At 74.4% G+C, this 13,159-nt stretch carries 15 protein-coding genes; 10 read left to right on the forward strand and 5 right to left on the reverse strand.

Annotation, left to right across the window (positions count from 1 at the left end):
- Window positions 1-13: 13 nt before the first annotated feature.
- From Q1K26_RS06300 to Q1K26_RS06340, 9 genes are all read left to right on the forward strand, one after another.
- On the forward strand, window positions 14-472 hold the full coding sequence (locus Q1K26_RS06300; protein ID WP_300008356.1) for a DUF4282 domain-containing protein: 459 nt from the start codon (window positions 14-16) through the stop codon (window positions 470-472).
- 57 nt (window positions 473-529) lie between these two features.
- Window positions 530-1,273, forward strand: coding sequence for a proline-rich domain-containing protein (locus Q1K26_RS06305; protein WP_300008358.1), 744 nt, complete (start codon window positions 530-532; stop codon window positions 1,271-1,273).
- A 46-nt stretch (window positions 1,274-1,319) separates the two neighbouring features.
- Window positions 1,320-2,624: a glutamate-1-semialdehyde 2,1-aminomutase gene (gene hemL, locus Q1K26_RS06310; protein WP_300008360.1), complete on the forward strand. Its 1,305-nt coding sequence runs from the start codon at window positions 1,320-1,322 to the stop codon at window positions 2,622-2,624.
- On the forward strand, window positions 2,621-3,250 hold the full coding sequence (locus tag Q1K26_RS06315) for a histidine phosphatase family protein (protein WP_300008362.1): 630 nt from the start codon (window positions 2,621-2,623) through the stop codon (window positions 3,248-3,250). Before hemL ends, Q1K26_RS06315 begins: the two co-directional genes overlap by 4 nt.
- Entirely contained in the window at window positions 3,247-3,819 is a 573-nt protein-coding gene (locus Q1K26_RS06320) for a TlpA disulfide reductase family protein (RefSeq protein ID WP_300008364.1), read from the forward strand. The genes Q1K26_RS06315 and Q1K26_RS06320 overlap by 4 nt, the downstream gene beginning before the upstream one ends.
- A gap of 97 nt (window positions 3,820-3,916) precedes the next feature.
- Entirely contained in the window at window positions 3,917-4,693 is a 777-nt protein-coding gene (locus tag Q1K26_RS06325) for a cytochrome c biogenesis CcdA family protein (RefSeq protein WP_300008366.1), read from the forward strand.
- 118 nt (window positions 4,694-4,811) lie between these two features.
- On the forward strand, window positions 4,812-6,332 hold the full coding sequence (locus tag Q1K26_RS06330; protein ID WP_300008407.1) for a cytochrome c biogenesis protein ResB: 1,521 nt from the start codon (window positions 4,812-4,814) through the stop codon (window positions 6,330-6,332).
- A complete protein-coding gene (ccsB, locus tag Q1K26_RS06335) occupies window positions 6,332-7,234 on the forward strand; it encodes a c-type cytochrome biogenesis protein CcsB (protein WP_300008368.1) in 903 nt (300 codons plus the stop codon). Before Q1K26_RS06330 ends, ccsB begins: the two co-directional genes overlap by 1 nt.
- A gap of 106 nt (window positions 7,235-7,340) precedes the next feature.
- The gene (locus Q1K26_RS06340) at window positions 7,341-8,717 is read left to right on the forward strand and encodes an AAA family ATPase (protein ID WP_300008369.1); all 1,377 of its coding nucleotides are present in this window, start codon (window positions 7,341-7,343) and stop codon (window positions 8,715-8,717) included.
- A gap of 7 nt (window positions 8,718-8,724) precedes the next feature.
- Here the strand turns inward: Q1K26_RS06340 and Q1K26_RS06345 are convergent, their stop codons facing one another.
- Together Q1K26_RS06345 and Q1K26_RS06350 are read right to left on the reverse strand one after the other, a co-directional pair.
- Window positions 8,725-8,934: a hypothetical protein gene (locus Q1K26_RS06345; protein WP_300008371.1), complete on the reverse strand. Its 210-nt coding sequence runs from the start codon at window positions 8,932-8,934 to the stop codon at window positions 8,725-8,727.
- 65 nt (window positions 8,935-8,999) lie between these two features.
- Window positions 9,000-9,218, reverse strand: a complete 219-nt coding sequence (locus Q1K26_RS06350) for a BldC family transcriptional regulator (protein WP_300008373.1) — start codon at window positions 9,216-9,218, stop codon at window positions 9,000-9,002.
- A 140-nt stretch (window positions 9,219-9,358) separates the two neighbouring features.
- Between Q1K26_RS06350 and Q1K26_RS06355 the strand changes: the two genes are divergently transcribed.
- Window positions 9,359-9,640: a DUF4229 domain-containing protein gene (locus Q1K26_RS06355; protein ID WP_300008375.1), complete on the forward strand. Its 282-nt coding sequence runs from the start codon at window positions 9,359-9,361 to the stop codon at window positions 9,638-9,640.
- Window position 9,641: 1 nt separating this feature from the next.
- Here the strand turns inward: Q1K26_RS06355 and Q1K26_RS06360 are convergent, their stop codons facing one another.
- From Q1K26_RS06360 to menE, 3 genes are all read right to left on the reverse strand, one after another.
- Window positions 9,642-10,526, reverse strand: a complete 885-nt coding sequence (locus Q1K26_RS06360; protein WP_300008376.1) for a 1,4-dihydroxy-2-naphthoate polyprenyltransferase — start codon at window positions 10,524-10,526, stop codon at window positions 9,642-9,644.
- Between the two features lie 9 nt (window positions 10,527-10,535).
- Window positions 10,536-11,822, reverse strand: coding sequence for a hypothetical protein (locus tag Q1K26_RS06365; protein WP_300008378.1), 1,287 nt, complete (start codon window positions 11,820-11,822; stop codon window positions 10,536-10,538).
- 120 nt (window positions 11,823-11,942) lie between these two features.
- Window positions 11,943-13,145 carry an o-succinylbenzoate--CoA ligase gene (menE, locus tag Q1K26_RS06370; protein ID WP_363320431.1) on the reverse strand — a complete coding sequence of 401 codons (1,203 nt, stop codon included), beginning with the start codon at window positions 13,143-13,145 and terminating at the stop codon, window positions 11,943-11,945.
- Window positions 13,146-13,159: the final 14 nt, after the last annotated feature.

Consider the following 13,159-nt stretch of genomic DNA (forward strand, 5'->3'; position numbering starts at 1 on the left):
CTTGAGGAGAACAATGAGTTACGACCCCGCGGGTGGTCAGCAGCCCGGAGGCCAGGGCTGGCAGGGCGGTCAGCCGCCGTACCCGCCGCCCGGCGGTGGATACGGCCAGCAGCAGCCGGGCGGATGGGGCCCGCCCCCCGGTGGCGGCGCCCCCGGCGGCGGCATGCCCGGTGGGATGCCTGCCCCCGCCGGCGCCTTCAGCGCCCTCTTCGACTTCAGCTTCAACAGCTTCGCCACGCCCGGCCTGATCAGGCTGATGTACATCGTCGGCACCGTACTGCTCGCGCTCGGTTGGCTGGGCTTCACCGTCACCGCCTTCGTCGCCCAGGGTGCGCTGGCGGGCATCTTCTCGCTGCTGATCGGCGCGGTCGTCGCGCTGTTCTACCTGGCCTTCCTCCGAGTGCTGCTGGAGTTCTACTACGCGGTCGTGCGCATGTCCGAGGACATCCACAACCGCCGCGGCAACCCGTAGGGCGGATCCCGGTGCCCGGCGTGGACAGCGCTCCGCGCCGGGATCTACGGTGACGCCGTGACGACACCGCCGGACCCGCAGCAGGGGCAGCCCCCGCCCGGCCAGCAGCCCCCGCCCTACGGCACGGGCTACGGCGGCGTGCAGTACCCGAACCCGGCCGGACCGGGCGGTCAGCAGCCGGGCGCGCCCTACGGCACCGGGTACGGCGGCGCCCAGTACCCGAACGCCGCGCCCGATCCGGGTGGGGCACCCTACGGCCAGCCACCGGCCGGCGGGTACCCCTACAACCCGTACTCCCCGTACGGCAGTCCCGCGGGCCTGGGCGGGAAGGACACCGCACCGGCCGAGCGGCCCACGATCATGATCCTGGGCCTGGTGCTCAAGATCCTCGCGGCGCTGCCGTTCCTGGCCTTCGGCGTGCTGTTCCTGCTGGCGCCGCTGGACGCCAACACCCTGCCGGCCGAGGTGCTCGACAACCCCCAGCTCGCCGACGCCGGCATCACGACCGAGACGGTCGTCGGGATCGTCCGGGTGGCCGGGGGCATCTTCGTCGTGCTCGCGCTGCTCTACATCGTGTTCGCGGTGCTCGCGTTCACCGGACGCAACTGGGCGCGGATCGTCGTCACCGTCATGACCGTCGGGTTCACCGCGTTCCTGCTGCTCGGGCTGACCGGCGGGGTCAGCGCCAGCGACGTCACGGGCCTGGTGGTCCTGCTGGCGCTCATCCTCCTGCCGGTCGCCGGGGTGGTCATCCTGTACCTGCCGGCGTCGAACGCGTACTTCTCCGCGATCCGCCGCTGAGCGGCCGGACGGGCTGCGCGACGGCGCGGCTGGAAGACTGGGGGTCGTGGCCTCCCGCACTCCTGACCGCTCCGCCGAACTGTTCGCGCGCGCCGGCACCGTCATCCCGGGCGGGGTGAACTCCCCGGTCCGCGCGTTCACCTCGGTCGGTGGAACCCCCCGTTTCATGGCGTCCGCGCAGGGCCCGTGGCTCACCGACGCCGACGGCAACCGCTACGTCGACCTGATCTGCTCCTGGGGTCCGATGATCCTCGGGCACGCGCACCCGGCCGTCGTCGACGCCGTGCGCTCAGCCGCCGGGCTGGGCCTCTCCTTCGGCGCGCCGACCGACGCCGAGATCGAGCTGGCGGAGGCCATCGTCGGCCGGGTGGCTCCCGTCGAGCAGGTGCGGCTGGTCAACTCCGGCACCGAGGCGACGATGAGCGCGATCCGGCTCGCCCGCGGCATCACGGGCCGGAAGGTGATCGTCAAGTTCGCCGGCTGCTACCACGGGCACGTCGACGCGCTGCTGGCCCAGGCCGGCTCCGGGGTCGCGACGCTCGGGCTGCCGACGAGCCCGGGCGTCACCGGCGCGCAGGCCGCCGACACCGTGGTGCTGCCCTACAACGACCTCGACGCCGTGCGCGCGGTGTTCGCCGAGCGTGGCGCCGAGATCGCGTGCGTCATCACCGAGGCGGCGGCGGGCAACATGGGCGCGATCGCGCCCGCGCCCGGGTTCAACGCCGGGCTGCGCGACGTCTGCCACTCCCACGGCGCGCTGCTCGTCGTCGACGAGGTGATGACGGGCTTCCGGGTGTCGCACTCGGGCTGGTACGGCCTCGACGGGGTCGCCGGGGACCTCTACACGTTCGGCAAGGTGATGTCCGGGGGGCTCCCGGCCGCGGCGTTCGGCGGACCCGCGTCGCTGATGGCGCACCTCGCGCCGGCCGGGCCGGTGTACCAGGCGGGCACCCTGTCCGGGAACCCGGTCGCCGTCGCCGCGGGTCTGGCGACGCTGCGCACCGCCGACGACGCCGTCTACGCCACCCTCGACGCCAACGCGAAGCGCCTGGGCACGATGCTCGGCGACGCCCTCGCCGCCGCGGGGGTGCCGCACCGCGTGCAGTACGCGGGGTCGATGCTCTCGGTGTTCTTCGCCGAGGGGCAGGTGCACGACTACGCCGCCGCCCAGGCCGCCGCCACCTGGCGCTTCCCCGCGTTCTTCCACGCGCTGCTCGACCGCGGGGTGTACGCCCCGCCCAGCGCGTTCGAGGCCTGGTTCGTCTCCGCCGCGCTCGACGACGCGTGCTGGGAGACGATCGAGGCCGCGCTGCCGGCGGCCGCGCGCGCCGCGGCGGAGGCCACCCCGTGACGACCACGACCGTGCACCTCCTGCGACACGGCGAGGTGCACAACCCCGGCGGCATCCTCTACGGCCGCCTGCCCGGGTTCCGGCTCTCCGAGAACGGCCGCCACCAGGCCGAGCTGGTCGCGAAGGCGCTGACCGACGCGGACCTCGGCGCGGTCGTCGCGTCGCCGATGCAGCGCGCGCAGGAGACGGCGGCTCCGATCGCCGACGCCCACGGGCTGGAGGTCGGCACCGACGACGGCCTGATCGAGGCGGCGAACCGGTTCGAGGGGGAGCGGGTGGCGGTCGGTGACGGCGCGCTGCGGGTGCCCCGGCACTGGCCGAAGCTGCGCGACCCGTTCACGCCGTCGTGGGGCGAGCCCTACCTGCGGATCGCGCACCGCATGCTCGGGGCCGTGCACCGCGCACGGGAGCTGGCGCCCGGGCGCGAGGTGCTGTGCGTGTCGCACCAGCTGCCGATCTGGACGGTGCGCCGCTTCGTCACCGGGCAGCGGCTGTGGCACGACCCGCGCAAGCGGCAGTGCGGCCTGGCCTCGCTCACGTCGTTCGTCTTCGCCGACGGCGAGCTGACGCAGATCCGCTACTCGGAGCCGGCCGGTGCGAGCGACCCGCGGCGGACCGGGGCATGAGGCGGCTGGCCATCGCGCTCGCCGTGGTCGTGCTGCTGGCCGGGTGCTCGACCAGCCAGGACGCGGTGGCCACGGGTGGGGAGTTCACGTTCGTCGCGCCCGGCGGGCAGACGACCATCACCTACGACCCGCCCGCCGACCGTGGCCGGGTCAGCGACATCCGCGGCGAGAGCCTGTTGCGGCCGGGGGAGACCGTCGGGCTGGAGGACTACGCGGGTCAGGTCGTGGTGCTCAACATCTGGGGGTCCTGGTGCGGTCCGTGTCGTGAGGAGGTCCCCGACCTGCAGTTCGTGCAGGACTCCGTCGACGGCGTCGCGGTACTGGGGATCGACGTCCGCGACGTGCGGGAGGCCGCCACCGACTTCCTGGTCGACCGTGGCGTCACCTACGACTCGATCTTCGACTTCCCGGGCCGCACGCTGGTGGCGCTGTCGGGCTACCCCCGCAACACCACCCCGTCCACGCTGGTGCTCGACAAGCAGCACCGGGTGGCGGCGGTGTACCTGACCCAGATCCGGGTGGCCGAGCTGATCCCGCTGGTGCAGCGGCTGGCCGCCGAACCCGGCTGACGGCCGTCGCCTCGCGGCGATCCGGACCGGCGGTCCGCACTACATGCTGTAGAACCCGGCGCGCGGTGCGCGCGGTGCGCGGCATACCCTGACCGTGATGGACCCTTCGACCACCCTCGCGGTCTCCGGCCCGCTGCTGGTCGCGGCCGCCGTGGCCGTGCTGGCGGGCGCGGTGAGCTTCGCGTCGCCGTGTGTCGTGCCGCTGGTCCCGGGCTACCTCGCCTACATGGCCGGGCTGGTGGGCGCCGACGCCCCGCCGGTCACCGCGGCCGAGGCGCAGCGGGCGCGCCGCGGGCGCTGGCGGGTGGCCGGGGCGGCCGCGCTGTTCGTCGCCGGGTTCACCGTGGTGTTCGGGGCGATCCTGGTCGGGGTCGTCTGGCTGGCCGACACGCTCGTCGCGAACGAGGCGGTGCTGCAGCGCGCGGGCGGGGTCGTGATGATCGCGATGGGGCTGGCCTTCGTGGGGCTGATCCCCGTGTTGCAGAACGAGCGCCGCGTGCACTGGGTGCCGCGCGCCGGGCTCTGGGGCGCGCCGCTGCTGGGTGCGGTGTTCGGGCTGGGCTGGATCCCGTGCATCGGTCCGACGCTCGCCGGGGTCGTCGCGGTCGCCGCGGGCACCGGGGGCGGGTCGCTGCGCGGCGTGGTGCTGACACTCGCCTACTGCGCGGGTCTCGGGCTGCCGTTCGTGCTGATCGCGCTGGGTGCCGCGCGCGCGGTGCGGGCGCTGGGCTGGCTGCGCCGCAACACCCGCCGCATCCAGATCGGCGGCGGCGTGCTGATGGTCGCCGTGGGCGTCCTGCTGCTGACCGGGCTGTGGGGCGGGATGCTCGCCCAGCTCCAGGTCTCCGTCGCCGGCTTCACCCCGGTGCTGTGAGGGCGGCGTGACCCAGACCCCGACACGCCCGCACGCAGACCCCGACTCGCGCGCACGGAAACCCCGACTCACGGAGGGGTGGGCGGGTGTGCGCAACGCGTGGCGCACGCTCACCTCGATGCGCACCGCACTGGTGTTGCTGTTCCTGCTCGCGCTGGCCGCGCTGCCCGGGGCGCTGCTGCCCCAGCGCTCGCTCAACCAGCGCCTCGTGGACGACTACTTCGCCCAGTACCCGCAACTGGCCCCGCTGCTGGACCGGGTGGGTGCGTTCGACGTCTTCGCCGCCCCGTGGTTCGCCGCGATCTACCTGCTGCTGATGGTGTCGCTCGTCGGTTGCGTGCTGCCCCGCACCGTCGACGACGCCCGCGCGCTGCGGGCGGTCCCCGTCGCCACCCCGCGCAACCTCGCCCGCCTGCCCCACCACGGCCGCGCGGTCCTCGACTCCGACGTCGACGACGCCGCGGCCGCGGTGCGCGGCAGGCTGCGTGGCTGGCGGGTCGCCGAACGCACCGAGGACGGCGGCGTCCGCACGATCAGCGCCGAGAAGGGCTACCTCCGCGAGGTCGGCAACCTGGTGTTCCACCTCTCGCTCGTCGGGCTGCTGCTCGGGTTCGCGGCCGGCAAGCTGTTCGGCTACGAGGGCCAGGTCATCGTGCTCAGCAACGGCGGCCAGTTCTGCAACACCGGCATCCTGGGCTACGACTCGTTCCGGGCCGGCATCCGGGTCGACGGCACCGAGCTGCACCCGTTCTGCGTGCGCGTCGACGGCTTCTCCGCCGAGTACCTGCCCACCGGCCAGGCCGACCGCTTCGACGCGGCGCTGAGCTACCAGACCGGCGCGGACCTGGCGGCCGGTCGCGTCGAACAGTGGCGCTCGTTCCCGCTCGCGGTGAACAACCCGCTGCGTGTCGACGGCGCCCGCGTCTACCTGCTCGGCCACGGCTACGCGCCGATCTTCACGGTCACGTTCCCGAACGGCGAGCAGCGCACCGGCGACATCCAGTGGCGGCCCGTCGACCTGACCACCCTGCTGTCGGAGGGCGCCACCAAGTTCGAGCCGCCCGGCGTCACCGACGACGAGCAGCGGCGCACCGGCCAGCTCGCGATCACCGGGCTGCTGGCTCCCACGACGTCCGGCGGCGACGTGGTCACCTCGGTGTTCCCCGAGGCGCGTGACCCCGAGGTGGCGGTCGACGTGCTGCGCGGCGACCTGGGCCTCGACGACGGCCGCGGGCAGTCCATCTTCGAGATCGACCAGGCCAAGGTCGACTCCGGGGAACTGGTGAGGGTGGCGCGGGCCAACCTGGTGCCGGGGCAGGAGCTCGCCCTCGACGACGGCACGGTCGTGCGGTTCGACGGCCTGCGCGACTGGGTGAACCTGCAGATCAGCCACGATCCCGGGCAGGTGTACGTGCTCGGTTTCGCGGTGACGATGCTGCTCGGGCTCGGGGCGTCGCTCGGGGTGCGGCGGCGCCGGTTCTGGGCCCGCCTCACCCCGTCCGAGCGGCCCGGAACTACCGTGGTGGAGCTCGGCGGGCTCGCCCGGACCGACCGCGCCGGCTACGGCGAGGAGTTCGACCGCCTCCGCGCGGAGGTGCTGCGTGATCCCCAGACCGACCGTTCGGAGAAGGACAGCTGATGCCCACCGAGCTCGCCCTCTACAGCGACCGCCTGTTCATGGCCGCGCTGGCCGTGTACGTGCTGGCGATGGTGCTGCACGCCGTCGAGATGGCGGCGGTGCGCTCGGCCGCTCCCGCCCTGGTGGGAGCGGGCGGCCCGCAGACCCCCGGGGAACGACCCCGCAGCGATCGCTTCGGGCGCATGGCCGTGTCGCTGACCGTGCTGGGGGTGCTGCTGCACGCGGCGTCGATCGTCGGCCGCGGCCTGGCGGCCGGGCGCTGGCCGCTGGGCAACATGTACGAGTTCATCTCGGCGATCTGCCTGTTCGCGGTGGGGGCCTGGCTCGTGGTGCTGTACCGCGCGAAGGGCGTCCGCACCGTCGGGCCGTTCGTGCTGGTGCCGGTGGCGATCCTGATGATCGTGGCCCTGCGCGGCGTGTACACCGACGTGGCGCCCGTGCAGCCCGCACTGCAGTCCTACTGGCTGGTCATCCACGTCACCACGATCAGCATCTCCTCGGGGCTGCTGCTGGTGCCCGGCGTCGCGAGCCTGCTGTTCCTGCTGTGCCGGTCCGGGAGGCTGCCCGCATTCGCCGACCGGCTGCCCGCGGCCGACGCGCTCGACCGGCTGGCGTACCGCGTGACGATCGTCGCGTTCCCGCTGTTCACGTTCGCGGTCATCACCGGTGCCATCTGGGCCGAGGCGGCGTGGGGCCGGTTCTGGGGCTGGGACCCCAAGGAGACCGTGGCCTTCGTCTCGTGGGTCGTCTACGCCGCCTACCTGCACGCCCGCGCCACCGCCGGGTGGCGCGCCGAGCGTGCCGCGTGGATCAACGTGGCGGGCTTCGCCACGATGGTGTTCAACCTGTTCTTCATCAACCTCGTCGTCGCGGGCCTGCACTCCTACGCCGGGGTCGGCTGAGGTTCCACCACCCGTACGCGCCTCGACCGAGGCGAGTCACGCGACTACCGTCGGCGTCCGTGGCAGGGTTGGACGGTCGACGCGGAGGGTTCGGCGGGAAGAGTTGATGACAGAGCGTGATTCCGGCGACGGGGACTACCCCGACGGCTCGGTGGGCCGCTACGTCCGCGAGCAGTGGGGCGCGGCTCCGGCCCCTCGCAAGACCCGCCCGTACGTGGCACCCGTGCAGTCGGACGACGCCGGCGGCGGTGCGGCCGGGGTCGACTCGTCGCTCCCGCTGCGCCCGGCCGACCGCGCGCCGCACGGGCCCGCGGAACGGCCCGCCGACGCGGCCGTCCGGGCGGAGCCGGGACGGGACGCGACCGCACCGGTACCGCCGCCGCGCGCCGAACCGGACCCACCCGTCCCGCCGCCCGCCGCCCCGGTGCCCGCCCCGCAGACCGTGAACGGCGCCGCCGGGCACGCTCCCCGGACACCGCCGCGCGGTGCGGGCTGGACCGACCCCGGCGCGGTCGCCGCGCAACAGGCCCAGCAGGCGCGCAGCAGCGGAGCGGAGCGGCCTACCGACCTGTCTTCGGCGCGGCTGCTGCGGCCCAGCAAGCGGCCGCCACAGTCCGGTTGGCGGCGGCTGGTCTACGTGCTGTCCGGTCGCCTGATCAACCCCGGGGAGAGCCCGTCGGACGTGCGGCGCCGCGAGCTCACCGTGCGCGTCAACCAGCCCCTGCTGGGCTGCTACAAGATCGGGGTGCTGAGCCTGAAGGGCGGCGTCGGCAAGACGACGATGACGGCGACCCTCGGCGCCACCTTCGCATCGCTGCGCGGCGACCGGGTGGTGGCCGTCGACGCCAACCCCGACCGCGGCACGCTGAGCCAGAAGATCCCCCTCGAGACCAGCGCCACCGTGCGCAACCTGCTGCGTGACGCCCAGCGCGTGCGCCGCTACACCGACGTGCGGGCCTACACCTCGCAGGGCCCGTCGCGGTTGGAGGTGCTGGCCAGCGAGCAGGACCCGGCCGTGTCGGAGGCGTTCAGCGAGGACGACTACCGCCGGACCGTCAACCTGCTGGAGCACTTCTACAACATCGTGCTCACCGACTGCGGCACCGGCCTGATGCACTCGGCCATGTACGGGGTGCTGGGGGTGGCCGACCAGCTGATCATCGTGTCGTCCAGCTCGATCGACGGGGCGCGCAGCGCGTCGGCGACCATGGACTGGCTCGACGCCCACGGGCACGGCGACCTCGTGCGCAACGCGGTGGCCGTGGTCAACAACGTGAGCCGTTCGTCGGGCGGGGTGGACCTGGACCGGGTGGCGGAGCACTTCGCGGCCCGGTGCCGCGAGGTGGTGCGCATCCCGTTCGACGCGCACCTGCAGGAGGGCGCCGAGGTCGACCTCGACCGCCTCGATCCGGCGACCCGGCTGGCGCTGCTGGAACTCGCCGCGGCGGTGGCCGACGCGTTCGCGTCGGCCCACACCCCGTAGGCCCGGGTCAGGCGGGCGGATCGTCCTGACGTCGCACGCGCTCGTCGAGCTGGCGCAGGAAATCGGGATCGTCGTCCGGCCCGCTCACCCGCGCCCGGCTGGGACCGGGTGCCTGGGGACCGCGGTCGCCCGGACCGTCACCGGGCATCGCGCTCATCGCCTTCCACAGCACGAGCGCGATGACCGCGGCGCCGACCAATGCGATGAGGAACAACATCACACCACCTCCGCCGTCGAGATTAGCGGAGACCAGGCGTGCTCGGCGTCAAGTACGCCGGTCGGTCAGCCGTGCGTGGGGGGTAGCGTCGCCTCGCTGGTGAGGTCGGCGAGCAGGCTGCGGACCTCGGACTCGCGGAACCGCCGGTGCCCGCCGGGGGTGCGGATGGAGCCGATCCGGCCGGCCGAGGCCCACCGGGTGACGGTCTTGGGGTCGACGCGGAACAGGCCCGCGACCTCGCCCGGGGTGAGCAACCGCTCATCGCTGCTGCTGGGTGCTGCCATGTCGTGCCTCCTGACGGGATTTCCGTGCCATCGTGACACTCGGGACCCCGAGTACTCGAACGGTTGTCCGGAGGTAATGGGAACGCAAAGGACGAATCGGACGCTGCGTCACCGTCGCGCACGGGCCGTAGCCTGGGGGCATGACCTCCACGCCGCCACCGGGGCCGGGGCTGCTGCCGACCGTCGTGCTCTACACACTGGCCCGGCTCGGGCTCGTCGCCGTCATCACGCTCGTGCTCACCCTGTTCGGGGTGCCGGCGATCATCGCGGTGCTGGTGGCCCTGATCGTCGCGCTACCGCTGTCGATGGTGCTGTTCCGCGGCATGCGGTCCCGACTGGATGCCGCGATCGCCGAGACCACCCGTCGCCGCGCCGTCGAGCGGGAGGCGTTGCGGGCCCGGCTGCGGGGCGAGGCGGAGTAGCTCAGAGGATCCCGCCCACGGCGGCACCCGCCGCGGTGAGCAGGGACCACGCCAGCAGCAGCAGGCCGGTACGGCCCAGCACGCGGACCAGGGCGCGGCCGTCGGCGCCGCCGAGGACGTCGCGGACGAGCAGCGCCGCAGGCGGCAGGGCCAGCAGGGTGAGCAGCAGCGGCCAGCTGCGCAGTCCGGCCAGCAGCGAGAGCAGGAACGGCGCGATCACCAGACCGGCGTAGAGGCGACGGGTGTCGGTGTCGCCGAGCAGCACCGCGAGGGTGCGCTTGCCGGCGACGGTGTCGGTCGGGATGTCGCGCAGGTTGTTGCTGACGAGCACCGCGCAGGCCAGCATGCCCACGCCCACCGCCCCGATCACCGCGGGCGCCCCGAAGGGCCCCTCCTGCTGGGTGATCACGGTGCCCAGCACGGCGACCGGTCCGAAGAACACGAACACGGCGACCTCGCCGAGGCCCGCGTAGCCGTAGGGGCGTCGGCCGCCCGTGTAGAACCAGGCGCCGGCGATGCACGCCGCGCCGACCGCGATCAGCCACCACTGCCGCGACAGCGACACCAGCGTCAGTCCGGCCAGCCCGGCGACGACGAAGCAGCCCAGCGCGGCGTTGCGCACCTGCGCCGGGGTGGCGGCCTTCGATCCCACCAGCCGCAGCGGGCCGACGCGCTCGTCGTCGGTGCCGCGGATGCCGTCGGAGTAGTCGTTGGCGAAGTTGACACCGATCACCAGCGCCACGGCGACGAGCAGCGCGAGCAGTGCCCGCCCCGGGGCGACGGTGCCGTTGCCGATGGCCACACCCGTGCCGACCAGTACGGGGGACACGGCCGTCGGCAGGGTGCGCGGCCGGGCGCCCTGCACCCACTGGCTCGGAGTTGCCACGCGCGAACGCTATCCGTTCGCTCCCGGTGCGCGGCTGGGCGCCCGCATCGCGGCGGCGTGCCCGGCGGCCGAACCCGCGGCGGGCACGGCGGCGGGGGCGGCGTCGCACGCCGCCGTGTCCTCGGTGCCCGGGACGGCCCCGGCGCTGACGTACTGGTCGGCACCGACCCGCAGCCAGGTGTCCCCGCCCGCGGCGAGCGCGCACTCCACCGGCAGCGCGGCCCGGTCGGCGGCGACGCCCACCACCTCGGCCGCGGCGTCGGGCGCGGCGAGCACGTCGACCGGCGCGTCGGCGACCACCGCGGAGAGCCGGACGGAGCCGGTCCACAGGTAGTCCACCGTGACCCAGGCGTTGTCGGTGAGGCCGAGCGCGTCCCAGAACAGGCCGTCGCCGAGATCGATGCCGGCCGGGTTGACGACCCGGCGGTCGTACTGGTCGCGGCCGCCGTTGTAGCCGTCGGTGTGCGCGGCCTGGGCCTGCGGCAGGCCCTGCGGGAGGTCCTTCCACTCCTGGCGCAGCTCGGTGGGGTTCCAGTAGTCGTCACGGGTGTTCCACGGGCCGACGTCCCAGACGGGGGCGAACGCGCAGCGGCCGTTGGGGGCGCAGACCTTCACCGAGTAGTCGCTGGTGTTGCGCGGCGAGAGCGCGCGGCGCGAGGGCAGCGCGACGAAGTGGTCCCGCTCGGCGATCACGTGACCGTTGGCGGTGGTGCCGCCCACCAGGCCCTCGCGGGTGGCGAACACGCGGTAGTTCAGCGTGGCCTGTTCGACGACGGCCTCGGTGCGGGCGGCGGCCGGGTGCGCGGTGAGGGTCAGCGAGCGGACGGCGGGTTCGGTGCCCTCGTCGCCGGTGAGCACGAGCCTGCTCTGCACCTCCGAGGTCGCCTCGGGCAGCGTCACGGCTCCCGGGGTGGCCGAGCCGGACCCGGCCGGGATCCACTCGGTCCAGCCGCCGGTGGAGCGGCGTCCCCGGACGTCGACGGCCGCCGCGCTGCCGGCCGGCAGGTCGCCGTCCACGACGGTTTCCACGCGGTCGGTCGGGGCGTCGAGGACGTGCGTCGGCAGCGTGAGCAGGCCGGTGGGGACCGGGCTGCCGTCGGTGTCGGAGGGCAGGAGGTGCGTGCCCGTGCGGTCCAGGCGGGCGGTTCCGCCGTCGACCTGTACCCCGGCGGACTCGCCGGCGACGAGGTCGGGCGACCAGCGCGCCACGGCGGGTTCCGTCGCCACGGCCGGTACGGCGGTGCCGAGCAGGAGCGCGCCGGTGACGGCCAGCAGGGTCGTGGTGCGCAACCTCATGCGGTGAACTCCCGGTGTGACTGATGGTGCTCGTGAGACTGACGAGAGCGCAGCACATCGGTTGGGGGAGTAGTGGTCAATCAACGCAGAGTGAGCAACGCTGTGGGGTGTACCCCGGTGTCACCCGTGCGGGTGGTTCGGCTCCGATGTCACCGTGACGAGTCGCGCCACCGCGGACCGGTCGGGCTTGCCGACACCCCGCAGCGGGATGCGGTCGACGTCGACGAGGCGCCGCGGCACGGCCGCGCGACCGAGCGCGGCGCGCACGGCGGCACGCAGCACGTCGTCGCCGGGGCGGCCCGCCCCGGCCACCACCGCGGCCACGACGGCCTGCCCCCACTCCGGGTCCGGCACGCCGACGACGCAGGCGCCACGGATCCCCGGCTGCGCGGCCAGCACCCGCTCCACGGCGGCCGGGGCGACGTTCTCGCCCCCGGTGACGATCATGTCGTCGGCACGGCCGAGCACCTCGAGGCGGCCCGCGCGCCAACGACCGAGGTCGCCGCTGCGGAACCGGCCGCCGAACGGCGGGCCGCCGAGGTAGCCCTCGGCGAGGGTGGGGCCCCCGAGGACGATCCGTCCGTCGGCCTCCAGGTCGACGGTGACGCCGTCGAGCGGCACCCCGTCGTAGACGCAGCCGCCCGCGGTCTCGCTCATGCCGTAGGTGGTGACGACCCGCACGCCCGCGCCCCGCGCGCGGGAGCGCAGGGTGTCGTCGAGCGCGGCCCCGCCGACGAGCACGGCGTCGAACCCGCACAGCGCCTCCAGGGCCGCCCCGCCCGCGTCGAGCAGCCGGGCGAGCTGGGTGGGGACGAGGCTGGTGTGCCGGCGGCCGGTCGGCGGCAGGGTCGCGGCGGTGGCGGCGAAGTCGGCGGGCCGGAACCCGCCGCGCAGGTCCTGCACCGCGGGCGGCGCACCGGCGAGCAGCGCCCGCACGATCACCTGCACCCCCGCGACGTGCTCGGCAGGCAACGCGAGCAGCCAGTGCGCGGCACCCCCCAACCGCACGGCGGTGGCGGCGGCCGAGGCCCGCAACGCAGCAGCCGAGAGCACGACGAGCCGAGCCGCACCGGACGACCCCGAGGTGGCCACGACCACCCCGCCCCCGCCCGCCCCGCCGCCCGTCACTTCGGAGCCGCAGTGCTGTTGCGGGGCCTGCGCGACAGCACTGTGGCTCCGAAGTGCGGGCGGGAGGGGGAGCACGGCGGGGCCTGTGCCGGAAAGGGCCGGGCGCAGGGCGTCCGTCAGGTTGGTGACCGCGGCCGGTGACCCGTCGACGTGCACGGTGCGGATCACGGCCACCCGCCGCCGACCGGCTCGCACACACCCCGCGGGGT

The organism is Pseudonocardia sp. (assembly GCF_029263155.1).
Lineage (GTDB): Bacteria > Actinomycetota > Actinomycetes > Mycobacteriales > Pseudonocardiaceae > Pseudonocardia.

Excerpts from the sequence above, each read along its gene's own strand:
- Q1K26_RS06300 (WP_300008356.1), top strand. The coding sequence starts at position 14 with ATGAGTTACGACCCCGCGGGTGGTCAGCAGCCCGGAGGCCAGGGCTGG.
- Q1K26_RS06320 (WP_300008364.1), top strand. The coding sequence starts at position 3,247 with ATGAGGCGGCTGGCCATCGCGCTCGCCGTGGTCGTGCTGCTGGCCGGG.
- Q1K26_RS06325 (WP_300008366.1), top strand. The coding sequence starts at position 3,917 with ATGGACCCTTCGACCACCCTCGCGGTCTCCGGCCCGCTGCTGGTCGCG.
- Q1K26_RS06330 (WP_300008407.1), top strand. The coding sequence starts at position 4,812 with ATGCGCACCGCACTGGTGTTGCTGTTCCTGCTCGCGCTGGCCGCGCTG.
- ccsB (WP_300008368.1), top strand. The coding sequence starts at position 6,332 with ATGCCCACCGAGCTCGCCCTCTACAGCGACCGCCTGTTCATGGCCGCG.
- Q1K26_RS06340 (WP_300008369.1), top strand. The coding sequence starts at position 7,341 with ATGACAGAGCGTGATTCCGGCGACGGGGACTACCCCGACGGCTCGGTG.
- Q1K26_RS06345 (WP_300008371.1), bottom strand. The coding sequence starts at position 8,934 with ATGTTGTTCCTCATCGCATTGGTCGGCGCCGCGGTCATCGCGCTCGTG.
- Q1K26_RS06350 (WP_300008373.1), bottom strand. The coding sequence starts at position 9,218 with ATGGCAGCACCCAGCAGCAGCGATGAGCGGTTGCTCACCCCGGGCGAG.
- Q1K26_RS06355 (WP_300008375.1), top strand. The coding sequence starts at position 9,359 with ATGACCTCCACGCCGCCACCGGGGCCGGGGCTGCTGCCGACCGTCGTG.
- Q1K26_RS06365 (WP_300008378.1), bottom strand. The coding sequence starts at position 11,822 with ATGAGGTTGCGCACCACGACCCTGCTGGCCGTCACCGGCGCGCTCCTG.